This window comes from Flavobacterium circumlabens (assembly GCF_004345565.1).
GTDB classification, from domain to species: Bacteria; Bacteroidota; Bacteroidia; order Flavobacteriales; family Flavobacteriaceae; genus Flavobacterium; species Flavobacterium circumlabens.
Genome location: NZ_SLWA01000001.1, coordinates 1029757 through 1055330 on the forward strand (window position 1 = coordinate 1029757; position 25574 = coordinate 1055330).

A 25574-nucleotide genomic window follows, 5' to 3' on the forward strand; every position below is an offset into this window, starting at 1 on the left:
AACAATTCAGATTCAGACTAAATACACTGAAATTAACTTATTTGAATTAAAAGCCTTTTTTTGTACCATAGCCGCGTATAAGTATTTTGGTATTCTCTCAGTTGTATCCATCTGTAAACTTCAGCATAGTATATTGTTTGGTTGTGGTATCGAAATAACCTAAAATCGAATAATCCTTAAATTTCATGATACTTTCTAAAGCAACTTCTTTATGTTTATCCATAAATGAGTAAATTTTATCTACTGCAAGGGGCTGTTGTTTTTCGGTAGTAAATCCTAGTTTTTTATCCCAGATACTTTCAAAAAATACTGTTTTGGTTTGAATGTCAGGATAGTAAAATCCGTCAAAACTCTGGTTGGTTGCTTTACTGATTCCCCCAATGGTAATAAACAGATTTTTTTTGTTTTTAAAGACAGAGATGCCCATATCTAAACCCGCTAAATGCTGCAGGAATTTGGCTGTGGTTTTTAATTCTTTCGGACTGTAGTTATCTCTTTGTATCAATAAAGGCGAATTTTTAAAAAGAATAGTGTCATTTTTTGAAACGGCGATACTTTTTAGGACTTCCTGCGAGTCCAGATCTTTTACATCAAATAAAAGCTCGTCTTCGTTGGCATTGATCTGATATAATTTGTTTTCGTGATAATAAGAGTTGGAGGATCTGGCTCCTTTTTTGGCAAGCGATTGAACAAAGTCTTTCTCTTTGATCTCAAGATTGTTTAAATTAATATCGAAGAGTTGTGTTTTTTTAACGTTCTGGTCCAGCGTTAGCAGGATGCGATCGCTTAATAAATACATCTTAGTTTTACTAATGGTTTTAGGCAGCGGATTGTATTCACCGGGTTCCATTTTTCCAATAGGATTTTCTGTAAGGATCTGATTGAATGTTTGGGGTTGTGTTTTTCTGTCTGAAAAGGTAAAAGGGGAGAAATCAAGCACCTTTTCTTCTACGATTCCGTTTTTGAAGACATACAGAATTAGTTTTGGTTCGGTCTTATCCTGCGTCAGGAAATTAAAGGAATTATCTTTCTGATATTGAGTTACGATAAACTGATTCTTAACCGGATACTCAAATTTCAGCGCTTTCGAGGTTTTGCTTTCGAAATAATATTTAACGATTATAATGTTTTTTGCTTCTTCTGAAAACCAATACAAAGTTGGATTTCCGTCTTCACTAAAACTATATCCCATCAAAGATCTGTCTTCAAAATAGGTCGCCGGACCCGTAAACTGATCGGTCAGGAACAAGGCACTATTGTATTTTAAAACCGTAAAATTTCCCTGGTACAGCACGAAAACAAATACTTCATGGGTCGAGTTGTTTTCGAAATTTAAAATCTGATCGTTTTCGCGTATCCTTTTTAAGTCCAAAGGATAAGTCGTCAATACCGTTTGGCTTAACAGGATAGAATTGTACAATACAGCTAAAAACAGAAAAATTTTTCTCATACTTTTTAAGAATAAAATCAATTCAAAATCAACTCCTGAATTCTGTTTAGGAATTCATCAACTCCTGAAAATAATCTACAAACTGACCCAGATGCAGACCGTCCATTAAACCATGATGCACATATACAGCCATCGAAATAGTTCTTTTTCCGGCTTCCGAAGTCATCATTTTTCCAAAAGAAACTTTAGGGCAGCTGTCAGGATACGTGAAACTGCGGGCATGCGTAAGCGATGTAAAATTTAACCACGGTATTGCCGAAAAATGAATGACATTGTCGTCTTTAAATTCCCGTGTGAAAAGCCCGGTTGTGTTTTGAATACGCTCGATTTCTTTTAAGGCAGTTTGTTCGAAAACCTTAAAATCAGGATTGTATTCGATTAGTGAAAATCCGAAAGTACCGTCTTCGCGGCCAATTGTGGCTGATGCATCAATACGATCGTTGATGTAAATCTGGTCTTCTGCAATTCGGTATCGGAAATTCTCAATCGCGTTTACGGCAACCAACGTTTTGTGTAAATAATAAATAAAAAAGGAAGCATTGAGACTTTTTGCGGTCTGATAGGCTTTCGTGCAGTCAATCTCGACAGTGGCACCAAAAAAAGGTTCTTCCATCTGTTTGAAATGGGCAAAATGCTCTCTTCTGTTCCAGTTTTCTAAATCTAAAAGTGTTTTCATTAGGCTAAATTATTAACCACTTCCGTGATTTTTTCAAATGAACTAAAATGTTCGTGTTCTACTTTATGGCTGATTTTCTCGTGTTCCCAGGTAGTGTGAAACGGAATATGAACGGCATAACCGCCAATTTCCAAAACCGGTAAAACATCCGATTTTAAGGAATTCCCGATCATCAGAAATTCCTGTGGCTGAATGTCTAAACGACCCAGTAACTTCTGGTAATCAATTTCCTGTTTGTCTGACATTACTTCGATATGATGAAAATAATGCCCTAGTCCGGAACGGTGCAATTTGCTGTGCTGGTCTTTTAAATCGCCTTTTGTAGCCACGACCAATTTGTATTTGCCGTGTAAAGCCTGCAGTGTTTCTTCGATTCCGTCAAGGAGTTCGATTGGTTTTTCGAGCAATTCTTTTCCGTATTGAATGATTTTCTGAATCACTTCAACCGGAATGGTGTTGTTCGAAATGTTCATCGCCGCTTCAATCATCGATAAAATATAACCTTTGATTCCGTAACCGTACAAAGGCAAATTCTGAATTTCGATTTTAAACAGTTCCTGCGAAATGCCCTGATGCGAAAGATAATCTTCCATTAAGGCACAAAATTTATGTTCCGTTTCCTGAAAATAGGGTTCGTTTACAAACAAAGTGTCATCGGCATCGAAGGCGATTACTTTTAAATTTGGTATTTTGCTTTTATGTAACATGATGTTTTTTGTTTCAGGTTTGAAGTTTTAGGTTTTTTTGCCACGAATTTCACGAATTTTCTCTAATTTTTTGCCACAGATTAGCGAGATTTTTGGGATTTAAAAAAATCTGCTCCATCTGCCAAATCTGCGAGAAAGCATTTTTAAAATTAATCTGCGTAAACCCGTTTAAACCCGCCTAATCCGCGAACCAATTCCCAATCTTAATTCTTAGAAAAGAACCTGCCCAGAGAAATGGTCTTATCGTAAAACGTAATCCGGATTCCGAAAAGCAAAATGATTCCGCCGAAAACCATTTGTAAAGTTATTTGTTCTTCTAAAAACAACCAAGCTAATATCGAAGTAATTACAGCCTGACTCAATAAACTTAACGAAACTCTTGTGGCACGCATGTGTTGTGTGGCATAACTGATCGAAAGCCAGGCACACAACTGGCAGATTATCGCCTGAAGTACAAACACAAACCAACCCGTATTGGAGAATCCCGTAAAAGATTCATCCAATGCATAGCAAATAATTCCTAAATAAGCGCTGGAAGCCAATAAACTAATGGTCATAAATGATAGAACATCAACATGGGAAAGTACATTTTTACTCACCAAAAGATAAATCGAATACAGGATTCCGGACAAAACAGCAAACAGGAACGCCTGATCAAAATTTAATTCCAGAAAAAAACTAAAGCCAACTAAAGTCACCATTCCTAATAAAGAAACGATAGTTCCGATCCAGAAATTAGTTGCCGGTCTTACTTTCAAAAAGAAAAAAGAACCCAGCCCAACCCAAAGCGGAGAAAGGTTAGTTAACAAAGAAGCCTGAGTGGCACTTGAATCCTGAATGGCGATATTCCAAACCGCAACATCTGAGGCAAACAGAATTCCGCATAGTGCCGCTAAAAGTGTAAATTTTAAGGTTGGAAGTTTAAAGTTTTTAGTCAAAAGCACATACGGCAAAAGCAAAGTCACGGCAAAAAACATTCTGTAAAAAGCAGAAATCAATCCCGAAGCTAAACGCAATTTGATCAATATCGGAAAAATCGAAATACAAAGTATGCCGCAGATTAAAGCTAATCTTGGTTTTGTGAGTTTCATTATCTATGCGTTTTCAAAATTTATGTATTAGTATTATTTCCAATAAAGTAATAGTTTTTTTATTGACCAGGTTAATTGATTTTCATTTTAAAGAAATAGGTCTGAGCAGGTTCTCCTACAGTATTTGGCTGATAAGTTTTGCATGTAATAATGGTATTATCATCAATAAATAAAGTTGACTTAGTGCTTTCATTTGATGGAAATGGGGGATAATTAAAAACAACAGAAAGATTATTATAGTTGTAAATTTTATCCATATCAGACAAATAAAAGTTATTTGGGCTGCAAGCAATCATTTTGGTGTTAAATTCCCTTTTTACATTAAGATTAAGATCAAGTTGATATTTCTCCCAAAAAATGAAATTATAATCATCTGAAATGAAAAGAAAAGGATCTGGATAGACAACGCTATTTGGGAATATAGGATAATTGTTTTCGATTCTTAAATTTTGATTTATAAATGTATTGCAATAAATTACCCCCGCTGAAGTATTGCTTTCTCCCATGTAAAGTTTTCCGTTTTTGCTATTATATTCGATATCTCCATGTAAATACGCATTATAGCTCATGTTTATTGTCTCACCAGTCATTCCATTAATTGCCATAATTCCTGTTGATCCTGATGTAGGTGGAGTAATATGACAAAAAAGAATATTATTATTCCCTACTTCAATTTTATGAAACCCCCAATCATTAGTAGATGTTGTAAAGGTTTTTACTTCCATTGTAGCTAAATTTATCTTAGTTAACTTTTCAACATATTTTTGGGTTAGGTATAAGTATTGTCCATCGGGAGAAATGTCTAAATCAGAAAAGCGATCACTCGTTAAAATATGAGATTCAATTTTGAAATTTTTAGTATCAATAATTAATATGCCATATTTGTCAGTTTCATCCCATTTACTGCGAGGTGCCACAAGTACATAGATCTTAGATCTTAAATTATCTTTAATCATTTTTGGAACAAAGTATGGGAATTCAATAAAGTTACCAGACATTTTCGAGACAATGTTACTGCCAAGAATTCTATCAGTTAAATCCGTTGTTTTGACTACAATTTGAAACTTTTGTTCTTTAACTAGTGATATGGTTTCTAAATATTCATATGTCAATATATTGATATCAGTGATTTCAGCAATTGGTTTTGAGTTTTCACCATAGACAAGATAGGATATGAAGTTATTGCCTTCGTATTTTGACCAGTTCAATTTAATCGATCTTCCTGTATCACTTAATGCTTCTAATTTAATTACATTTGAAATTGTAATAGAATCTTTTTTAATTAAGCTATTATCAGCAGTGTATACTTCGAAAAAGATTTTATGAAATCCTTTACTCAAATTTATATTTATTACACTTTCTAAATTATCATCTGGTTTTCCTTCATAAAGTAGTCCATCTTTATCACTTTTCCATTTGACATTTAGAGTGCCTTTGGAGGAATTATTAACTTCTGACAACTCTATTTTTGCTTTCAGTTTTTTTGAAACGGTCGGGTCTTCAAAAACCCCATGAACTCCATTATTGTGAAAAGAGAAATCTCTGTCTTTTAAAGGTTGAATGATAGATGTTGTTAGACTGATAGTTGGTTTTTCAATTTCATTTTCAATATTATGATCACTACTACAGTTATAGAAGGAAAATGATAAGAACAGAAGGAGTAATTTTTTCATGTTTTTTGGTAAATGTTTTATTTTTTCAATAAAATAAAGAAAAGAAATAAAGGTTCCCACTTTATTTATGGGAGTATTAAATCTGCTTTTGAGTGGTATCATGTATTCATGATTTTTGTACAAATATCATATTTTTTTAAAAATATTATAAGATAATTTTTCCAAAAGCAAAACGCGTGAATCAATTAAGTGGTTCACGCGTTTCGAATTGTTGTTTTTTAGGCGGTTAAACTTTTACAGGCCTTCTCGATTTGCTTGTCTGAAAACGGCTCGAGTGCTTTGGCGAGCATTTTACTGGTTTTAATGCAGTTCAGCATTTTGGCCCGCAGGTCATGGTTGTCGCCCATTTCAGTTTCCAGTAGCGCCTCGAAAATTTCGGACAAATGTTCTGGTTGTTCTCTAAATTCTCCTTCAAACCAAAGGTTAGAAAGGAAATTGGCCACGGATGGCATTACATCATGATGTGATGGTTTTTGATTTTCTTTTGTCATTTTCTGAAAATATTAAACGCACGAAACCCTCGTCTTCGGTTGTGACAAAACACTCCTAGGAGTGAGATTAGGGCTATCACTAGCACCAGCAACGTGAACGAGGGTTCGCTTATGTTAAACTTAAAGATAAGTTTTTCGGATTTCTCCTAGTAAAGTGTTTTGTCGGTACAAACTTACAAAATATAAACCCCACCCACAACAAAAACACAAGAATATTCTTTCATTTAAAATTATCAAATTATCACATTCTCAAATTTTCTAATTAAAAACCTAGTTCACCGTTTCACCATTCGGTGCATCAGCATCCGGATTGATGAAAACCAGTTTTCCTTCGGCATTTGTCGTCATCAGGATCATTCCCTGACTTTCTACACCACGTAAGGCTCTTGGCGCTAAGTTGGCGAGAACAGAAACACGTTTTCCGATGATTTCTTCCGGTGTAAAGCTTTCGGCAATTCCCGAAACAATCGTACGAACGTCAATTCCGGTATCTACTTTCAGAACCAGCAGTTTGTTTGCTTTTGGCATTTTTTCTGCTTCCAGAATAGTTCCGACACGAATGTCCATTTTAGCGAAATCTTCAAACTGAATTAATTCTTTTTGAGGTTCCACTTGTTTGTTTTCGGCAAGATTGGCCGTTTTTGTAGCTTCCAATTTGTCTATTTGTTTTTGTATTTCTTCGTCTTCGATTTTTGCGAAAAGTAATTCTGCTTCCCCAATTTGGTGACCTTCCGGAATTAATTCTGAATTTTCAGCAACATCATTCCATTTCAATTTTCCTTCGTTTTTAAGGATTCGGGATAATTTCGCAGCAGTAAAAGGTAAAAACGGTTCCGCCAATATGCTCAACGCAGCGGCAATTTGCAACGCCACATACATCTGCGTTTTTACTCGCTCCGGATTGTCTTTCATTACTTTCCAAGGCTCTTCGTCAGCTAGATATTTATTTCCTAAACGGGCTACATTCATCAATTCGCCCAAAGCTTCACGGAATCTGTAACGCTCTACCGAACTTGAAATCACGGCCGGATATGCTTTCAATTCTGCCAAAGCAGCTTCGTCAACTTCCGAAAATTCATTTGGCGTCGGAATAAATCCGTCGTAATATTTGTTCGTCAACACCACCACACGGTTGATGAAGTTCCCAAAAATCGCTACCAGTTCGTTGTTGTTTCTGGCCTGAAAATCTTTCCAGGTAAAATCGTTATCCTTAGTTTCCGGCGCGTTCGATGTTAATGCATAACGCAAAACGTCTTGTTTCTCCGGAAATTCTTCTAAATATTCGTGTAACCAGACCGCCCAGTTTTTAGAAGTCGAAAGTTTGTTTCCTTCCAGATTCAAAAACTCATTTGCTGGAACGTTGTCCGGCAAAATATAGCTTCCTTCGGCTTTTAGCATCGCCGGGAAAATAATACAGTGAAAAACAATATTGTCTTTCCCGATAAAGTGAACCAGTTTGGTGTCTTCGTCTTTCCAGTAAGGTTCCCAGTCTTTTCCTTCGCGTAAAGCCCATTCTTTTGTTGATGAAATGTACCCAATTGGCGCATCAAACCAAACGTATAGTTTTTTTCCTTCGGCACCTTCTACCGGAACATCAATTCCCCAATCCAGGTCACGCGTTACGGCACGAGGCTCGAGTCCGCCGTCAACCCATGATTTTACTTGCCCGTAAACATTCGGTTTCCAGTCGTTTTTATGTCCGACCAAAATCCATTCTGTTAAGAAATCAGTATATCGGTCTAAAGGTAAAAACCAGTGTTTTGTTGCTTTTAAAATTGGAGTTTCTCCGGTAATCGTCGATTTCGGGCTTATTAAATCCGTAGCATTTAGAGTCGATCCGCAATTTTCGCACTGATCTCCATAAGCTCCGTCGTTACCACATCTTGGACAAGTTCCTACCACAAAACGATCTGCCAAAAATTGATTTGCTTTGGCATCGTACAATTGTTCCGTAATTTCCTCAATAAAATCACCATTATCATACAGTTTTCTAAAAAATTCCTGAGCCGTATCATGATGAATTTTAGCCGAAGTTCTGGAATAATTATCAAACGAAATTCCGAAATCAGCAAATGATTTTCTAATAATTCCGTCGTATTTATCAATAACTTCTTGTGGTGTAATTCCTTCTTTTTTGGCTTTCATCGAAATCGCAACGCCATGTTCATCGCTTCCGCAAATAAATGCAACGTCTTTTCCCTGTAAACGTAAATATCTCGAATAAATATCTGCAGGCACGTAAACCCCCGCCAAATGGCCAATATGTATAGGTCCGTTGGTGTAAGGCAATGCTGCCGTAATAGTATATCTCTTTGGATTTTGTATCATAACTCAATTTTATTGCCTGCAAAAATAAGCAATAGAATCGAGAATTTGTTATTTCACGGAGATTCACAAAGAAAAAGCGCGGAGATTCACGAAGTTTTTTTTAAGAAGGAGGAATTAATCACGTAATCCCGATAGCTATCCGCAGCAGAGCACAAAGTTTTATTTAGCCACAGATTACGAAGGATTAAAATGGATTTTTTCTAAATTAAATCTGCTCAATCTGCAGAATCTGCGAGAAACAAAAGCTTAGTCAAATCTTTGCGGGTGCTTCGACTTCGCTCAGCCAGACAAACTTCACGAATCTCTGTGCTTTTTCTTTGTGTATCTCTGTGGTAAAACCCATAAAATAGAACGAGTTTAAACTAGCACTCCCATTAAAAACTTCAAAATATATTTTGCAACCTTTGCGTTGAAAAAAACAAAGCTATGAGCAAGACAAAATTAATCATCAATAAAAACGGATCCATCAAAATTGAAGGTGATTTCGAAATAATGGATTCAGAAGGAACGGTTTACGGACTACAAGGCAGAAGTGCATTAGGCCTTTGCCGTTGCGGATTATCGGCCAACAAACCATTTTGTGACGGGGGACACCGTAATAATTTCGAGCACGATTCTATCGCATTCGATTTACCGCCAATGAAAACGAACTAAGAGACGTTTCTGAAATATCATGAAAGCTGCATTTTTTAATGTGGCTTTTTTTATTCTCTTTTTTGAAATGATTATTCAATAATAATAAGTTAATTCCTTAAAAAAGTATATTATATTTACGGAAATTTTTAAAATATAGGGAATGAGAAAATTTACTATGCTATTATTGTTTTTAAGTTTTGTTTCGGTTCAGGGTCAGGCGCCAAGAGTCATTTCGAGTGACTGGATGGGTTTCAGCCAGACCATAGACATTCAGACTCCGGCCAAGAAAAAGTTTAAACTGATCGCTTCTGCAAAAGTAGAAACCGCAGAGCCTAAAGCATGGGCGGGAATCTGGGCAAGAGTGAATAATAAAAATGATGAAGTCGGTTTTTTTGATAATATGGGCGACAGGCCAATCAAATCAAAAGACTGGCAATCGTATACTGTTGAAGGAACAATTGATGAGAATAGTAAAACTTTGACTTTTGGAGGATTAAGCTCATATAATGGAAAGTTTTATTTTGATAAATTTCAGTTATTTATTGAAAATGCAAAAGGTGTTTTTGAGCCGGTAACCCTTTTAAATTCAGGTTTTGAAACGCCTGTAAACAATGGAGATATCCCGAAATGGAATTTAGGAACCTCGAAAGCAAAATTGGTTAAGGTGAAGGAATATAAGGTTTCTTCCGATAAATCAGCCGCAGATGGAAAAAACGCATTAGTACTGGAAGGAACGGGTATCATAATAAAAGAAACCGGAAAAATAGGAAATGTTGAAGGCGCTTCACCAAAAATCGGCGACATGATTTCGATGCTGGAAGACCTTAAAGATCGTGTTGAAAGAGCCGTTAAAAACATGAATCAATATGAAATAGATTACCTGCACGATGAACAGGCGAACCGAATTGGTGCCCTGGTGATGCATTTGGCTGCAGCCGAAAAATACTATCAGGTTTTTACTTTCGAAAACAGGGAATTTAATGAAGAAGAAAAGAAAATTTGGGAGGCCGCTTTAAACTTAGATCAGGGTGGACGAGATGAATTTAAAGGGCATGACATTCAGTATTATCTGGATATTTATAATGAAGTAAGGGCCAAAACGATTTCGGAATTAAAGAAAAGAGATGATGCCTGGTTTGCCGAAGTTCAGATGAAATACGACATCAGTAACCAATATTGCTGGTTTCACGTTATGGAACATCAGTCGAGTCATTTGGGACAGATTTTGTTTTTGAAAAAACGAATTCCACCACAACAGCAACAAAAGCCAATAATAGACAAGGGGATAAAACAATAAAAACAGAAAGCTGCACTAAATGGTGCAGCTTTTTTTATGCTGTGAAATGTTAAAAAAACAGCTATCAGGTAAATGATATTGAATTAATTATTTAATTTTAAATCCTGTATTTTGAGACTATTTAATGTGGAATAAAAAACAATTTAATTGTGAGGTTTATGGAATATAAAAGGCTTCAGGTCGTTTTTCTTTTGCTTCTTTTTGCAGGTAAGACGATAGCTCAAAATAAAATCAATCTTTTTTCGGAAATCAACTATAACTCTATTCCTGCAGTAAATTTGAGTGAATATAAATCGGTTCAGGAACGCGACAAAAGAATCCAGAATCCCAATATTGCTCTGGGTGTCGGAATTTCAGGTGGCGGATCGAGAGCACAGTTTTTTAGTATGGGTGTGCTTTTGGGGTTAGAAGAAATAGGAGAAAATGATTCCCATCGTAATTTTTTAAACGAAATCGATTATTATTCCACCGTTTCCGGAGGCTGCTATTCGGCGGGATATTATTTAACGATTCTTAAAAATAAGCTGCAGCACGATAATTGTTCTTTCAACGAATTTTATTTCTCTAAAGCAGACGCTTACAAATCAGATGTAAACAAATCGGCATCACTTTTTTCGCTTCTGAATAATAGCAGGAATGAAAAAGGAGAAAAAATATCCATGACGCAGCGTTTAGATCTGGAGGTTTTGCAATATGACAGTTCCAATCCTGACAATTCCGATAAGTTTAAAACCCAAATGCTGCTGTCTGATTTTTTTATCTCCAAAGAGAGCAAAAAAAATCCGGAATTGCCCATTCTTGTTGCCAATGGAACAGCGTATAACAACGGAGAGCGATTTCCCTTTATGCCGCATATTATCCGAGGTTTAAAAATAAATGCATCATTGGCTCCCAATAAGTCGGTTCTTCCTCTGGATAAAAACGAGATTAGTAATGGCTACGATTTCCCGCTGACGTATGCGATTACCGCAAGTTCTGCTTTTCCGGGCGTGCTGCCAAAAACCAAATTCGGAATCAAAGGTCAGGACAAAATATTGTGTGTGATTGATGGCGGTGCTTCAGATAATATGGGCTATCAGACCTTAATTGAACTGCTGCACAACGATGATAAAGTTGATAATAAAAACAAAAAGGCCCTTTTTATCGATTGTTTAGGACAAGGGAAGAAGGAACCTTATATCAATGATGCCAAAATCAGACTGATTTCCTTATTGGAAACAGCTTCTTTATATACTGTTCAGACCCGATACATTACTTTTGAAAACGATGTTGAAGATGTGTTGGAGAAGTATAAAATTCCGATTTCCAATTTTCAGGTAATTGGTTTTACAACCTTACGCGATTATCTTCTAAAGCTCAAAAAAGATAAGGATTATGAAGACCTGGTACTGCAATTGAAAAATACGGATGATGAAGATAGCAGCTGGCTGAAACTCCATGTTGATTTTAGAACCAAGCTGATTAAAAACTTTGGTGCAGACAGTTTCAAAAAAGATAAAAACAGCGAAGTGATACTGTCCAGTTTAGACAAAGAAAAGTTTAAGGATTTTGGCGCCAGCGAACTCTTGATGTTGTACGAATATACAGCGCACGTTGAAACAAAACTCAAAACAACCCCCGAAGAAAAAGAAATGTTATTGCTGGCGGGACGTTTTGCCGCTTTTGTAAAAACAAAGGAACTGAAAGAATTATTGGTCGAGCAGAAATAATTAAAACCAATTTACTATTGCTCTCACAATCCACAAAAGGACTATAAAGAGCAGGAAAGAAAACTGAACTTTATTCACCTTTTGGCTTCCAAATTCCCGAACCAGAAACCTGTCGACTATGACTGCGAATAAAACCAGTATCAGACTGAATAAAATATAAATTCCCAGTAATCCGTCCTGCGCAGAATTTCCGGCAATCAGCATTATGGCGTAAACAGTACCGGCCAGAATAGAAAGTATTCCCAGCACAAAAAACAGGGTCGGTTTTTTTAGCAGTGTATTCATTTAGCTAGGTTTTTATCTCTTTAAAAATCACTTTTTTATTTGATCTGGGCATTTTAATAATGTGAAACGGATGTGTTACTACGGTGGCAATATTTCCTTTTTTCAAATGTTCTACCTGAATAACGATCTTGTTTCCGTTTTCAACTATTCGGGTAATATCTACGGAATATCCTCCGTAATGGCGTATCTCATCAAAAACAGCAATAATCTGATATTTTGTAAAATCGATTTCGGTTTCAGTAAATGTAGCAGTAAGCTGAGACTGGCCATTGATTGTGGCTAGAAAAGTAGTCCAGCTTTTGATGTCTTTGATCACTAATTTTGATTCAATAAAACTTTCTGTAGTGCTTACGGAAAAATCATTTTGTGCAATTAAGGAATATTGTACGGCTGATTCATTGAATTTACTCGATTCATCGCTACCGCAACCCGTTAATAAAAAAAGAAAACTGCAAATTAAAACAATCTTTTTCATGGTTTTTGGTTTTTTGGTTATGGAAATATTGGTGGTATTTCCTTAGTTTGCAGATGTATTTTTTTATAAAAGGTTGCGTTGTGTCACTTTTTAATGCTATAATTTGTTTTGATTATTAATGAGTTAGCGAATTGTTTTATAAAGTTACTGATAATAATTTTAAGTTTCCTTTTTACAGAAATGACAAAATTGCGCATAAAAGCAATTTAGGATTTCTTTCGTCTGTTATTTTACCCGAAATTTGCATCAAACTCCTTAAAAACAAACTCAAATGGAATTCGGCAGAATCATTATTTCAGAAACCGCAGCAAACAGCGAAAATCCACAGGATATTATCAACTCAAATATTTCGGTGATCAACCTGATGCGTGAGGAAAAAATTGACGACGACCTGATTCACGAAGATGCATTGATGAGTTACTACTTAGATTATTATACTTCGCAATATACAGAAGGTAATTTTTCGCAATTCGTATACAACTCGCGCTGGAATAAGGAACTGAATGAATTGATAGAAGAAGGCCTCGCTCTTATTGGCGCCGAGAAACATTTAGAATTGTTTCAGACACAGGCCAAAAGAGTCCGATTGTTGAGCAGTGTTAAGATTGATAAATTCCTGAAAGGCAAACTTGAAGGCGTAAACCCAACAAGAGATTTGCTGAACAACGATACTTTCTTTGAATTAGAGGAAAACCTGGTGACACTTAACGCCGGCTTCCTAAAATCCCATCCCGATACCGAAGTACTTTCGGTGGATGAAATGTTTGCTGCTTTAGAGGAATTTGTGGGGCATGAGATTAAGAGGGAATAGTTTTTCTGTCAAGGAAATACACAAAGAAAATTACAAAGCAGCACAGAATTGAATCTAAATTCTAAAGAAATGTTATGTTAGTTTTATATTGCGCTGTGAAATTCGCTTTTACGGGCAACTTTGTCCTTATTCTTAACAAACATTTCCTTAAATTTGCTTCCTTTATATAAAAATAAAATAGTTACAAAAATCAAGCTATGTTACAAATCGCATTTATTAGAGAAAATCAGGAGAAAGTAATCAAGGCTTTGGCAAAACGAAATATCGATGCCAAAAGTGTTGTTGAAGAAGTGGTTCAATTAGATGAAAACCGTCGTGCTGCGCAGGTAGAATTAGACAATGTTTTATCTGAATCTAATAAATTATCCAAAGATATTGGTGAACTGATGAAAGCCGGAGAGAAATCGAAAGCAGCAATTTTAAAAGAAAAAACCGTTTCATTAAAAGAAAAAAGTAAAGAATTAGGCGAAAAAGCGGAAGCTTTGGCGATCGAATTAACGAACAAATTATACACTTTGCCCAATCTTCCGGCTGATATTGTTCCCGAAGGAAAAACTCCGGACGACAATTTAAACGTCTTTGAAGAAGGCGATATTCCGGTGCTGCACGAAGGTGCACAGCCGCACTGGGAGCTGGTAAAAAAATACGATATCATCGATTTTGAATTGGGTGTAAAAATTGCCGGTGCGGGATTTCCGGTTTACAAAGGAAAAGGAGCCCGTCTGCAACGTGCACTGATCAATTACTTTTTAGATAAAAATACAGCTGCAGGATACAATGAAGTGCAGGTGCCGCATTTGGTAAACGAAGCTTCAGGTTACGGAACAGGACAATTGCCGGACAAAGAGGGACAAATGTATCACTCTACAATTGATGATTTATACCTGATTCCAACCGCTGAGGTTCCGGTGACGAACTTGTTTCGTGATGTTCTTTTGAGCGAAAGTGAATTACCGGTTTTACATACGGCTTACACACCATGTTTCCGTCGTGAAGCGGGTTCTTACGGAGCACACGTTCGCGGACTGAACCGTCTGCACCAATTTGACAAAGTAGAAATTGTACGAATCGAGCACCCGGACAATTCATACAAAGCGCTTGATGGAATGGTCGAGCATGTAAAAAACATTTTACAGGAATTGAAATTGCCTTACCGAATCTTACGTTTGTGTGGTGGCGATATGGGTTTTACTTCTGCCTTGACGTATGATTTTGAGGTGTTTTCTACCGCGCAGGATCGTTGGCTGGAAATCAGTTCTGTTTCTAACTTTGAAACTTTTCAGGCGAACCGTCTGAAATTGCGTTTTAAAGACAAAGACGGAAAAAACCAGCTGGCACACACGCTTAACGGAAGTTCACTGGCTTTGCCAAGGGTTCTGGCAGGAATTTTGGAAAATTACCAAACGCCGGAAGGAATCGTAATTCCGGAAGTTTTACGTCCGTACTGCGGATTTGATATTATAGATTAATTCAGTTTACAGTTTACAGTCGCAGTATTCAGTTAGCAAACTGCGACTGTCAACTGCGACTGAAAACTAATAACTGCGACTGAAAAAGATTTTCAACAAAAACCAGAAATATGAAAAACATTTTTATCTATATTCTTTTGTTGTGGTCTGGTTTTGCGTTTGCACAAAATGAGCAACTGGCTCAATATTACTACGATAAAGGCGATTTCGAAAAAGCAAAGGTCAGTTACGAACAGCTTTTAAGCCTGGCGCCATCCAATACCCAGTATTTTTTAAGAACGGTCGATTGTTATCAGCAATTGCAGCAATTTGATATTGCCCAAAAAGCAATTCAGGAAAGATACAGCCGATACAAACAAGGTGTTTTTCTGGTTGAATTGGGATATAATTTTCAATTGCAGAAAAATGAACCCAAAGCTAAAAACTATTACGATCAGGCTATTGAAAAAATCAGAACCAATTCGAATGATGTTTACGGAATCGGAAATTCATTTGAGAAAAAGGTTTTATTGGAATATGCTCTAAAAGCCTATCAGACGGCTATGGAAGTACAGCCGAATTACAATTTCAATTTTCAGATCGGAATGTTGTATGGCCAGCTGGGAAAGACCGATCTCATGATTGATCTTTTACTTACTGAATCCTTTAAGAATCCACAGAATGCCAATTTAATCCAGACGCAGCTTTCCCGTTTTATGAATGGGGAAACCGATAATACGGCTTTCAAAGATGCGATGAGAAAAGCATTAATCCTAAGAACGCAAAAAGATCAGGATGTATTCTGGAACCATTATTTAAGCTGGTTTTATGTGCAGCAGAAAGAATTCGGAAAGGCTTTTATCCAGGAAAAAGCCATTTATAAAAGAGAACCCGAATCCCTGATGAGTATTGTTAACCTGAGTCAGTTTGCACTGAATGAAAATGATACCGAGACTGCTACTGAGATTTTGAATTTTATTCTGCTTAATACCAAAGATTTAGATTTATTGATTCAGACCAATGCCAGTCTGATGGAAATTAAAATTGAAAAAGCACAGGAAAAAGACTATCCGGCAATCGAGACCGAGTTACAACAATTGCTGACCACCTATGAAATCACTCCTTTTACCGTATCTTTGCAAATAATTCAGGCGCACTTTCTGGCTTTTAATTTAAAAAAACCGGAAGAAGGCAAAGAAATTATAAAAAAAGCATTAGAACTTAATCTGAATGAGTATCAGCAGGCTGATGCTAAAATGGAATTAGGGGATATTTTGCTGCTGGAAGAAAAGTTCAATCAGGCGCTGATTTATTATTCCCAGATTCAATTGGATTTAAAGAATGATGTGATGTCGCATGAGGCGAGTTTGAGAGCAGCCAAAACCAGTTATTACAAAACTGATTTTGAATGGGCCTTAAAACAATTCAAGGAATTGAAATCGGCCAATACACAATTGATTGCCAATGATGCTCTTGAATATTTTTTACTGATCAATGACAACACCGTTGCCGATTCGACACAAACAGCACTGAAACAGTTTGCAAAAGGTGATTTCCTGATGTATCAAAATAAGAAACCCGAGGCTATTGCCCAGTTTCAGCGCATTCTGAAGGATTTCAAAGGACAGGAAATCGAAGCTGTTACAATGTTGCGTTTAGGAAAAATATACGAAAGTCAGGCAGATTATACTGCTGCTCTGAGTCAGTATCAGCAAATAATTGACAATCACAGTGACGGAATTTATGTAGATGAAGCGTTGTTCTTTTCAGCAGAAATTTACAACGACGAATTGAAAGATACAGAAAAGGCAAAACCTTTATATGAAAAAGTGATTTTTAACCATCAGGACAGTATTTACTTTGTTGATGCGAGAAAAAAATACCGGGAGTTAAGAGGAGACAAGAATTTGTAAATTCTAAAAAACAAATTCCAAATTCCAAAAAAAGAATTTATAAAATTAGATTCTTAGATTTTATACGACTTAGATCTTTAGACTTTTCTGAAAATCTAACAATCTAAAAATCTAACAATCTAAAAATCTAAGAAGTCTAAAATCTAAACAGAAAATGATTATTTACAACGTTACGACCAATATACACGAAAGCGTGCACGACCAATGGTTAAAGTGGATGCAGGAAAAACATATACCCGAAATTTTAGCCACACAAAAATTCTCTTCGGCACGAATTGTAAAAGTTTTGGTGGAAGAAGAAATGGGCGGCATTACGTATTCCGTTCAATATGTTACCGATAGTAAAGCAACTTTAGAGCAGTTTTATATCGAAGATGAACCCCAATTTCAAAGGGAAGCTTTGGGATTATTTGCAGATAAAATGCTTTCTTTCCGAACAGAGCTGGAAGTTATTTCGGAACATTAAAAGAGATTTTCGGATTATTCGATATTTAGATTAAACGATATTTCGAAAATCTAACAATCTTAGGATCTGACAATCTAAGAATCTAAAAAAAGACAATGGAAAAAGTAAAAGCCAAAAAACATTTAGGACAACATTTCCTGAAAGACGAAAGTATCGCCAAAGCAATTGCAGATACTTTAAGTTTAAAAGGATACGATGAGGTTTTAGAAATAGGACCGGGGATGGGTGTGTTAACTAAATATTTGCTTGACAAACCAATTAATACACATGTCATCGAAATTGACACAGAATCCGTGGTGTATTTGGGTGAAAATTATCCAAAATTAAAAGATAAAATTATCTCTCAGGATTTCCTGAAATACAATATAAAAGAAGTGTATGAAGACAAGCAGTTCGCTATTATCGGAAACTTTCCGTATAATATTTCGACTCAGATTGTTTTCAGGACTTTAGAACTTAAACATCAGATTCCTGAATTTTCGGGAATGTTTCAAAAAGAAGTTGCAGAACGAATCTGCGAGAAAAAAGGTTCAAAGGCTTACGGAATCTTATCCGTTCTGGCTCAGGCTTTCTATGTTACAGAGTATTTATTTACTGTTGACGAAAATGTTTTTATTCCTCCGCCCAAGGTGAAATCGGGTGTGATGAAAATGACCCGAAAGGAAGATTACAGTCTTCCTTGTAGCGAAAAGCTATTTTTTACAGTGGTAAAAACGGCTTTTCAGCAAAGACGAAAAACATTACGTAACAGTTTGAAAACATTAAATTTATCAGATTCTCTGCGATTAGACGTTATCTTTGATAAACGTCCGGAGCAGCTTAGCGTAGACGAATTTATTGTTTTGACTCAAAAAATAGAAGCCGATGGAGTTCAAAGTTAGCAAAGAATTAATCCAACAATTAGAAGAGCACATTGTTAACAAAAACGACAAGGAACTTGAAGTTTTGCTTAATGATATGCACCACGCTGATATTGCTGAAATCCTTGATGAACTGGATTTTGACGAAGCAACGTATATTTTTAAGGTTTTAGATAGTGATAAAACAGCAGAGATCCTTCTGGAATTAGAAGATGATTTGCGTGAAAATATCTTAAGCCGACTTTCACCTAAGGAGATTGCCGAAGAACTTGATGAGCTGGAGACGAATGATGCGGCAGATATTATCGCAGAGCTTTCACAACAAATCAAAGCAGAAGTAATCTCAGAATTAATTGACGTAGAACACGCAAAAGACATTGTCGATTTATTGCGTTACGACGAAAATTCCGCGGGTGGTCTGATGGGAAAAGAGCTCGTAAAAGTCAATGAAAACTGGAATGTGCTGACCTGTGTGAAAGAAATGCGTATTCAGGCTGAAAATGTATCCAGGGTACATTCTATTTATGTGGTTGATGATGAAAACCGCTTAAAAGGAAGATTATCACTTAAAGATTTACTGACTACTTCTACCAAAACACAAATCGGTGACATTTATATTCGAAAGTTAAATTTCGTAAACGTAGATACCGAAGATGTTGAGGTAGCCCGTATCATGCAAAAATACGATTTAGAGGCGATTCCGGTTGTAGATGAACTGGGGCGCCTCGTGGGCAGAATTACGATTGATGATATCGTTGACGTAATCAAGGACGAGGCAGACAAAGATTACCAATTGGCAGCGGGTATTACACAAGACGTAGAGTCCAACGATAGTGTTTTGGAGTTGACCAAAGCACGTTTACCCTGGCTTTTAATCGGAATGGTGATCGAGATTGTGGCGTCTTTTGTCCTGAAAGGAAACGAAGCTACTTTTCAAAAATATTCAACTTTAATTATTTTCGTACCATTGCTTTCGGCAACGGCAGGAAATATTGGTGTTCAGGCTTCCGCAATTGTCGTTCAGGGTCTGGCGAACGGAACACTGAAAGAATTCAGTCGCGGATATTTCAGCAAGGAGATTTCAGTATCGATGATTTCCGGAAGTATCATATCGTTGCTTTTGTTAGGATACCATTCGATCATGTACCAGCAGTATCTGGTAGGAATGGCAATTTCAATTTCGATGATTGTAGTCATTTTATTTGCTGCAACCCTAGGAACCTTAGTGCCGCTTTTCCTGCATAAAAACAAAATTGATCCCGCGATTGCGACGGGACCTTTTATCACGACAACCAATGACGTTTTTGGAATTATGCTCTATTTCGGAGTGGCCAAACTGATTCTTGGGTTTTAAGTTTTTGCAACAAATTAATGGATTACAGTGATTAAAAATCTATAAAATCTGTGTAATTTGTGGCTGAAAAATAAGCTATTAACCAGCCAAAAAACAAGCAATGAAAGTACACATTATAGGAGGGGGAAATCTTGGGGTTTCTATAGCCTTGGGAATTGCAAAATTCTCTAAAAACAATCAGGTAACCGTTACAAGGCGAAACACAGCCAGTATTCAATATTTATCAGAACACGGAATTACGGTTTCATCCGATAACAAACATCAAATTCAGGAGGCCGATTTGGTGATTCTAACCATAAAGCCCTATCAGGTGGATACGGTCCTGGCAGAGATTTTACCGGTAATAAAAAATAAAACGATTGCTTCGGCAGTAAGCGGTTTGTCTCTTGATGTACTCCAGTCCAAAACAAACAATGAATATCCTGTAATCCGGATTATGCCCAACATCGCAGCCCAGTTTGGAGAATCAGCAACCTGTATCTCTTTTCCTGAAAAAGACAGGGAAAAAGCATTACCAATAGTTGATTTGTTTCAGGACCTGGGAACGGCTCCGGTAATCGATGAAAAATTGATGGATGCAGCGACTGTTTTAGGTGCTTGTGGTACTGCATATGCTTTGCGTTACATTCGTGCCTCTATGCAGGCCGGAATCGAGATTGGATTCGATTCGAATACTGCTTTGGCAATTGCCGCACAAACGGTAAAAGGAGCCGCTAAAATGTTATTGGAAGAAAAAGTACATCCGGAACAATTAATCGATCGTGTTACAACGCCTCAGGGCTGTACAATTGTCGGTTTGAATGAAATGGAACACAATGGTTTCAGTTCATCTTTAATCAAAGGAATCAAAACTTCTCTGAAACAGATCAAGGGATAGCTTTTAGTGAAATTCCAATATATAAAAATTCCAAATTCCAATTCGATAATCAGAATTGGAATTTTGTTTTTTGGAGTTTTATTTTCTAATCAGTCGAATATACTTTGCACCACACTCCGAAAGCTTGCTGTACGAATTCATAGAATTACCATAATTCTGAATCGTCAGCGTATCTTTTACATAACTGGCATCAATCCCCACAGGAATTTCTATTTCTTTAGCGGTCTTTTCCTGATTTGAAACAGAATCCGTTTCATCTTCGTTACTGATGTCTCCCTCGTAATCATCCCACTGTATTCCTTCTAGCGTCACATACTTTTCACCGGATTCATTTTTGGTTACAGTAGCATTGCCTTTTACTTTTCTTGCGCTTGTCTCTAGAAAATAGGCGTAACCATCTTTCGTTTTTGTGATTTTTACAGAAAGAGCACATTCATCAGAACTATAAATCCCTTCAATCGATTCAGAACTTTTTTGAACAGGAAGATTGGCAGTATTTTTAGTTTGTTCTTGCGGCGTAGTCGCTGTTTTCTGTTTATCACTGCAGGCTGTAATAAACAAAATGGTAATTATTACGGTAAGGAACTTGTTTTTTATATTCATAAATCACGCTTTCTTTTCTTTTGTTTCAGGGTGTATTTTAAACAGCAATAACCAAAAAAGCCAGAAAGGATTGACGCAATTAAAATGGCAATTTTAGAAAAAATGATAGTTTCCGGGTCTTTGAAAGCTAAAATGGTAATGAAAATTGACATGGTGAAACCAATTCCGCCCAGCATTCCGGCACCTAAAATATGCGGCCATTTCAAGTCTTTTGGCAACGAACAAATTCCTGCAGTAACTCCAACAAAGGAGAAAAGCAGAATTCCTAATGGTTTCCCGAGAACAAGACCCAAAACGATTCCAAAGGTATTGGGGTGATTTAAACCTTCGTGCCAGTCCGGTTTTATGGCGATGCAGGTATTGGCAACAGCAAACAATGGCAATATAAAAAACGCTACCGGTTTGTGTAAATAGTGTTGTAGTTTATACGATATCGAGTTTTCTCCGCCATCTCCAAACGGAATAACAAAAGCCAATATGACTCCGGTTATGGTGGCATGAACGCCGGAATTCAGCATAAAATACCACATTGCAGCTCCTCCGATTAAATAAGGAAGAATATAGTGCACTTTTTTGCGGTTCAGAATAAAAAGAACTCCCCAAATTCCTAACGCAATGGCAAGATTTAAGAAAGAAATTGATTTCGTATAAAAAACAGCTATTACAATTATAGCACCCAAATCATCGATGACCGCAAGGGCAGTTAAAAATATTTTTAGTGATGCAGGAACTTTGCTTCCTAAAAGAGATAAAATTCCAATAGCAAAGGCAATATCGGTAGCCATCGGAATTCCTGCTCCGTTTTGGGTCGCAGTGCCAAAATTCAAAGCCAGAAAGATTGCGGCAGGAATTAACATTCCTCCAAATGCTGCCATTATGGGTAAGGAAGCATTTTTGATATTCGATAATTCACCGTGATAAATTTCGCGTTCCAGTTCTAAACCAATGAGTAAAAAGAAAATAGTCATCAGGCCATCATTTATCCAATGGGTTATGGAATGATGTCCCAGGTCTTTTTCCCAGAAAGAAATGTACTCCGTTTGAAAAGAAGAATTGGCAAGAATAAGCGAGGCAATCGTCACAAAAAGTAAAAGAAGTCCTCCGGATTTTTCGTTTTCAAAAAAAGCGTTAAAAGTTTTGGTTAATTTCATTGTTGAGTTTTAATATTTTATTCTAATGAAAATTCGACAGCTTTCTTGGCATGAATTGCAGCAGTATTAAACAATTCAGCGTCAGTGTATTCATTGGTAATTAATAATTCGATTTCTGTGCAGCCCAATATGATTCCTTCGGCCCCTTTGTGAATTAAATCGGTAATTATTTCCAGAAAGAGATTTCTCGAATCAACGTTTATAATTCCTTTTACTAATTCTTCATATATAATGCGGTGTATATCTGCTCTTTGTTTCTCGTTCGGGATTATGGTTTCGATATTATGTTTTTCAAGTAAACGAAGTTTAAAAAAATCCTGTTCCATTGTAAACGACGTGCCTAACAAGCCTATTTTTTTTATATTTTTCTCCTGAATCTTTTCGGCAGTGGCGTCAACGATATGCACTAACGGAATGGATACGCTTTTTTCTATTTCATCCGATACTTTATGCATCGTGTTGGTGCATAAAACAATAAAATCGGCACCGCCTTTTTCGAGTTTTTGTGCCGCTTCAATCATCAACTCTGCTAATTTCTCCCAGTTTCCTTCTTTTTGCAATACTGCAATTTCATTAAAATCTACAGAATACAGCAGCGATTTACCAGAATGAACACCTCCTAATTTTTCCTGAATCGTTCGATTTATGATTTGATAATATAAAGAAGAGCTTTCCCAGGACATACCTCCAATTAAACCAATTGTTTTCATATTCACTTTTATGCGAATTTACGCATTTTTTAGGGAATTAATTTTGTCAAAATAATAAACGGCAATTTTTTTGTTACTTTGTTTTCCTAATAAAGTTTTAATTTATGAGCGCAAAAATTCTACATATCGACAGTAATAATCCGATTCTTTGGAATCAACTGGAAGAAGCCGGTTTTGAAAACCATGCTGATTTTAAATCTTCTAAAGAAGAAATAGAAAGCAAAATTCAGGATTATAACGGAATCGTCATTCGGAGTCGTTTTAAAATCGATAAAACTTTTCTCGATAAAGCAGCCAACTTACAGTTTATTGCCAGAGTGGGTGCGGGTTTAGAAAGCATTGATTGTGAATATGCCGAAGCCAGCGGAATTCATTTAATAGCTGCGCCGGAAGGTAATCGCAACGCTGTTGCAGAACATTCTTTGGGCGTAATCCTTTCCTTGTTTAATAATTTAAATCAGGCCGATGCAGAAATAAAAGCCGGACACTGGAACAGGGAAAGCAACCGCGGACATGAACTTGACGGTAAAACAGTAGGTATTATCGGTTATGGAAACATGGGAAAAGCATTTGCCAAAAAACTTCGCGGATTTGAGGTTAATGTTCTTTGTTATGATATTTTAGAAAATGTCGGTGACGAAAACGCTGCACAGGTTTCATTGCACGAATTACAGCAAAAAGCAGATGTGCTGAGTTTACATCTTCCGTGGACTCCGGAAACGGATAAAATGGTAAACACCGATTTCATAAACGCCTTTGCAAAGCCCTTCTGGATTATAAATACTTCCCGTGGTAAAAATATTGTTACGGCAGATTTAGTAGAAGCCATGAAAGCAAGAAAAGTTCTGGGAGCAGGTCTTGATGTTCTGGAATATGAAAAGTTGTCTTTTGAAACCCTTTTTCAGGATAATAATACACCGGAAGCCTATCAGTATTTACTGGACGCTAAAAACGTTTTGTTAACACCACACATAGCCGGATGGACATTTGAGAGCCATGAGCGACTTGCACAGGTAATTGTAGATAAAATAAAGGCAGTTTACAGGATTAATTAACTTTAATTTTAGATTTAAATAACGAGCGTTTTCTTCTAAATATTCCATTCATAATTAGTTTTATTAGGTAATTTTTAATAATATTGTTTCTTATTTTCGAAGAATTAATCTAAATAAAGGTTGTCTTTGAGAATTACGGAGTAACCGAAAATCCTTAAGAGTAGGAATTAACTTAACTAATATTGTTTATTATGATTGAATGGTACAAAAAAGTGGTTTTTGAAAATTACGCAAATTTTGAAGGCAGAGCGAGAAGAAAAGAATACTGGATGTTCTTTTTGGCAAATCTAATTATCAGTTTTGTGTTAGGTTTTGTATTAGGTTTGGTTTTCGCATTGATATCTCCTAGCCTGGCTCCTCTGGTAAATATTTATAGTTTAGCGGTTTTCATTCCTTCAATTGCAGTTGCAATCAGAAGAATGCATGATGTTGGTAAAAGTGGCTGGTACATTCTTATCCCTATTTATAATATTATATTGTTGGCTACTGAGGGAGATAAAGGAACAAACGAATATGGTACTGATCCTAAAAGCGATAGTGACACTATTGATGAAATTGGAAAAGTTGAACTTTAATAATCTTTAAAAGAAATATAACATGGAAGAGACAAAACCAGAATCATGGAATACTCCCCCAACTGTAAGACAGGAAAATAAAAAAGTTCTTGCAGGAGTTTTGGGGATAATTTTCGGATATTTAGGAATTCATAAATTCGTTTTAGGGTACACTCAGGAAGGAGTAATTCAACTCGTTTTAAGTATTGTAACCTGTGGTATTGCAGGAATAATTGGTTTCGTTGAAGGAATCATTTATCTTACAAAATCAGACGAAGATTTTTACCAGACGTATCAGGTTGGTAAAAAAGGCTGGTTCTAAAACATATAAATCCCATTTACTAAATGGGATTTTTTCTTTACTAAAATGCAAGTTCTTTCAAATGAGAGAACTTGTATTTTTTTTGTTCAGAAAAGAACTTTTGATGAAATAACAAAAGTAAAAGGAGTTAACTGAAAATCCTGAGTAGTAGGGAAAATTAAGAGATATCGATTATGATTGAATGGTACAAAAAAGTAGTTTTTGAAAATTACGCAAATTTTAACGGAAGAGCCAGAAGAAGTGAATATTGGTACTATGCTCTGGCAACTATACTTATATCTGTAATCTTAAGAATACTGGAGTATTTTTGTGGATTAACATCTGGTATTGGTGAACTTGGAATCCTTAGGGGTCTATACAGTCTGGCGGTTTTTATTCCCGGACTTGCCGTAATGATCAGAAGATTACATGATGTTGGCAAAAGCGGCTGGTTTTTATTTATTTTAATTATTCCTTTAGTAGGTGTGATTTGGCTTTTTATAGTACTTTGTACCGAAGGAGATGATGGCACAAATGAATATGGTTCAGATCCCAAAGATGAGTTTGATGAAATGGATGACATTGGAAAGGAAGTAGCCTAACCTGCATTCTATAAAATAAAAAAACCCGTTTCATATTGAAACGGGTTTTTT

The 25574-nt window shown here is 36.3% G+C and carries 26 protein-coding genes; 14 read left to right on the forward strand and 12 right to left on the reverse strand.

The genetic code is table 11. The annotated features are described in order from the left end of the window. Window positions 1-97 precede the first annotated feature (97 nt). From EV142_RS04370 to metG, 7 genes are all read right to left on the reverse strand, one after another. Window positions 98-1450, reverse strand: a complete 1353-nt coding sequence (locus EV142_RS04370; protein WP_132033057.1) for a hypothetical protein — start codon at window positions 1448-1450, stop codon at window positions 98-100. Between the two features lie 46 nt (window positions 1451-1496). Next, on the reverse strand, window positions 1497-2126 hold the full coding sequence (locus tag EV142_RS04375) for a chloramphenicol acetyltransferase (RefSeq protein ID WP_132033059.1): 630 nt from the start codon (window positions 2124-2126) through the stop codon (window positions 1497-1499). Beyond that, window positions 2126-2833, reverse strand: a complete 708-nt coding sequence (locus EV142_RS04380; protein WP_132033061.1) for an HAD family hydrolase — start codon at window positions 2831-2833, stop codon at window positions 2126-2128. The genes EV142_RS04375 and EV142_RS04380 overlap by 1 nt, the downstream gene beginning before the upstream one ends. 203 nt (window positions 2834-3036) lie before the next feature. Continuing rightward, window positions 3037-3924 carry a DMT family transporter gene (locus tag EV142_RS04385; RefSeq protein ID WP_132033063.1) on the reverse strand — a complete coding sequence of 296 codons (888 nt, stop codon included), beginning with the start codon at window positions 3922-3924 and terminating at the stop codon, window positions 3037-3039. A gap of 71 nt (window positions 3925-3995) precedes the next feature. Beyond that, window positions 3996-5699, reverse strand: a complete 1704-nt coding sequence (locus EV142_RS04390; protein WP_132033065.1) for a YncE family protein — start codon at window positions 5697-5699, stop codon at window positions 3996-3998. A 116-nt stretch (window positions 5700-5815) separates the two neighbouring features. Further along, a complete protein-coding gene (locus tag EV142_RS04395) occupies window positions 5816-6088 on the reverse strand; it encodes a hypothetical protein (RefSeq protein ID WP_132033067.1) in 273 nt (90 codons plus the stop codon). Between the two features lie 270 nt (window positions 6089-6358). Beyond that, window positions 6359-8416 carry a methionine--tRNA ligase gene (gene metG / locus EV142_RS04400; protein WP_132033069.1) on the reverse strand — a complete coding sequence of 686 codons (2058 nt, stop codon included), beginning with the start codon at window positions 8414-8416 and terminating at the stop codon, window positions 6359-6361. A gap of 426 nt (window positions 8417-8842) precedes the next feature. Here metG and EV142_RS04405 point away from each other — a divergent pair, with 426 nt between their 5' ends. The 3 genes from EV142_RS04405 to EV142_RS04415 all read left to right on the forward strand — a co-directional run bounded on the left by EV142_RS04405 (window position 8843) and on the right by EV142_RS04415 (window position 12058). Beyond that, window positions 8843-9070: a CDGSH iron-sulfur domain-containing protein gene (locus EV142_RS04405; protein ID WP_042563543.1), complete on the forward strand. Its 228-nt coding sequence runs from the start codon at window positions 8843-8845 to the stop codon at window positions 9068-9070. 142 nt (window positions 9071-9212) lie between these two features. Beyond that, window positions 9213-10349, forward strand: a complete 1137-nt coding sequence (locus EV142_RS04410) for a DinB family protein (RefSeq protein ID WP_132033071.1) — start codon at window positions 9213-9215, stop codon at window positions 10347-10349. Window positions 10350-10507: 158 nt separating this feature from the next. Further along, the gene (locus tag EV142_RS04415) at window positions 10508-12058 is read left to right on the forward strand and encodes a patatin-like phospholipase family protein (RefSeq protein WP_132033073.1); all 1551 of its coding nucleotides are present in this window, start codon (window positions 10508-10510) and stop codon (window positions 12056-12058) included. Here the strand turns inward: EV142_RS04415 and EV142_RS04420 are convergent, their stop codons facing one another. Together EV142_RS04420 and EV142_RS04425 are read right to left on the reverse strand one after the other, a co-directional pair. Continuing rightward, window positions 12059-12343 carry a hypothetical protein gene (locus tag EV142_RS04420; RefSeq protein ID WP_132033075.1) on the reverse strand — a complete coding sequence of 95 codons (285 nt, stop codon included), beginning with the start codon at window positions 12341-12343 and terminating at the stop codon, window positions 12059-12061. A gap of 4 nt (window positions 12344-12347) precedes the next feature. Next, window positions 12348-12818 (reverse strand): protease complex subunit PrcB family protein, encoded by a 471-nt coding sequence (locus EV142_RS04425; protein WP_132033077.1) that lies wholly within the window; start codon window positions 12816-12818, stop codon window positions 12348-12350. A gap of 271 nt (window positions 12819-13089) precedes the next feature. On the opposite strand from EV142_RS04425, the gene EV142_RS04430 reads away from it, so the two are divergent. The 7 genes from EV142_RS04430 to proC all read left to right on the forward strand — a co-directional run bounded on the left by EV142_RS04430 (window position 13090) and on the right by proC (window position 20547). Continuing rightward, the gene (locus EV142_RS04430; protein WP_132033079.1) at window positions 13090-13629 is read left to right on the forward strand and encodes a DMP19 family protein; all 540 of its coding nucleotides are present in this window, start codon (window positions 13090-13092) and stop codon (window positions 13627-13629) included. 197 nt (window positions 13630-13826) lie between these two features. Further along, a complete protein-coding gene (serS, locus tag EV142_RS04435; protein ID WP_132033081.1) occupies window positions 13827-15098 on the forward strand; it encodes a serine--tRNA ligase in 1272 nt (423 codons plus the stop codon). Window positions 15099-15208: 110 nt separating this feature from the next. Further along, window positions 15209-16990, forward strand: a complete 1782-nt coding sequence (locus EV142_RS04440) for a tetratricopeptide repeat protein (RefSeq protein ID WP_132033083.1) — start codon at window positions 15209-15211, stop codon at window positions 16988-16990. Between the two features lie 154 nt (window positions 16991-17144). Next, on the forward strand, window positions 17145-17456 hold the full coding sequence (locus EV142_RS04445) for a DUF4286 family protein (RefSeq protein ID WP_132033085.1): 312 nt from the start codon (window positions 17145-17147) through the stop codon (window positions 17454-17456). Window positions 17457-17551: 95 nt separating this feature from the next. Beyond that, complete coding sequence (rsmA, locus tag EV142_RS04450; RefSeq protein WP_132033087.1) at window positions 17552-18337, forward strand: 16S rRNA (adenine(1518)-N(6)/adenine(1519)-N(6))-dimethyltransferase RsmA; 786 nt, start codon at window positions 17552-17554, stop codon at window positions 18335-18337. Next, window positions 18321-19670, forward strand: a complete 1350-nt coding sequence (gene mgtE, locus EV142_RS04455) for a magnesium transporter (RefSeq protein WP_132033089.1) — start codon at window positions 18321-18323, stop codon at window positions 19668-19670. The genes rsmA and mgtE overlap by 17 nt, the downstream gene beginning before the upstream one ends. Before the next feature lie 100 nt (window positions 19671-19770). Continuing rightward, window positions 19771-20547: a pyrroline-5-carboxylate reductase gene (gene proC, locus EV142_RS04460; RefSeq protein WP_132033091.1), complete on the forward strand. Its 777-nt coding sequence runs from the start codon at window positions 19771-19773 to the stop codon at window positions 20545-20547. 78 nt (window positions 20548-20625) lie between these two features. Here the strand turns inward: proC and EV142_RS04465 are convergent, their stop codons facing one another. Genes EV142_RS04465 through EV142_RS04475 form a run of 3 tightly spaced genes read right to left on the reverse strand, consistent with a single transcriptional unit; the run spans window position 20626 to window position 23011 of the window. Then, entirely contained in the window at window positions 20626-21150 is a 525-nt protein-coding gene (locus tag EV142_RS04465) for a hypothetical protein (protein ID WP_132033093.1), read from the reverse strand. Further along, the gene (nhaA, locus tag EV142_RS04470; protein ID WP_132033095.1) at window positions 21147-22301 is read right to left on the reverse strand and encodes a Na+/H+ antiporter NhaA; all 1155 of its coding nucleotides are present in this window, start codon (window positions 22299-22301) and stop codon (window positions 21147-21149) included. Before nhaA ends, EV142_RS04465 begins: the two co-directional genes overlap by 4 nt. 17 nt (window positions 22302-22318) lie before the next feature. Next, window positions 22319-23011 (reverse strand): aspartate/glutamate racemase family protein, encoded by a 693-nt coding sequence (locus tag EV142_RS04475; protein ID WP_132033097.1) that lies wholly within the window; start codon window positions 23009-23011, stop codon window positions 22319-22321. A 104-nt stretch (window positions 23012-23115) separates the two neighbouring features. Here EV142_RS04475 and EV142_RS04480 point away from each other — a divergent pair, with 104 nt between their 5' ends. The 4 genes from EV142_RS04480 to EV142_RS04495 all read left to right on the forward strand — a co-directional run bounded on the left by EV142_RS04480 (window position 23116) and on the right by EV142_RS04495 (window position 25523). Next, on the forward strand, window positions 23116-24066 hold the full coding sequence (locus EV142_RS04480; RefSeq protein WP_132033099.1) for a 2-hydroxyacid dehydrogenase: 951 nt from the start codon (window positions 23116-23118) through the stop codon (window positions 24064-24066). Between the two features lie 191 nt (window positions 24067-24257). After that, complete coding sequence (locus EV142_RS04485) at window positions 24258-24641, forward strand: DUF805 domain-containing protein (RefSeq protein ID WP_171568196.1); 384 nt, start codon at window positions 24258-24260, stop codon at window positions 24639-24641. 22 nt (window positions 24642-24663) lie between these two features. Next, window positions 24664-24942 (forward strand): TM2 domain-containing protein, encoded by a 279-nt coding sequence (locus EV142_RS04490; protein WP_132033101.1) that lies wholly within the window; start codon window positions 24664-24666, stop codon window positions 24940-24942. Window positions 24943-25115: 173 nt separating this feature from the next. Further along, entirely contained in the window at window positions 25116-25523 is a 408-nt protein-coding gene (locus EV142_RS04495) for a DUF805 domain-containing protein (protein ID WP_132033103.1), read from the forward strand. Window positions 25524-25574 lie beyond the last annotated feature (51 nt).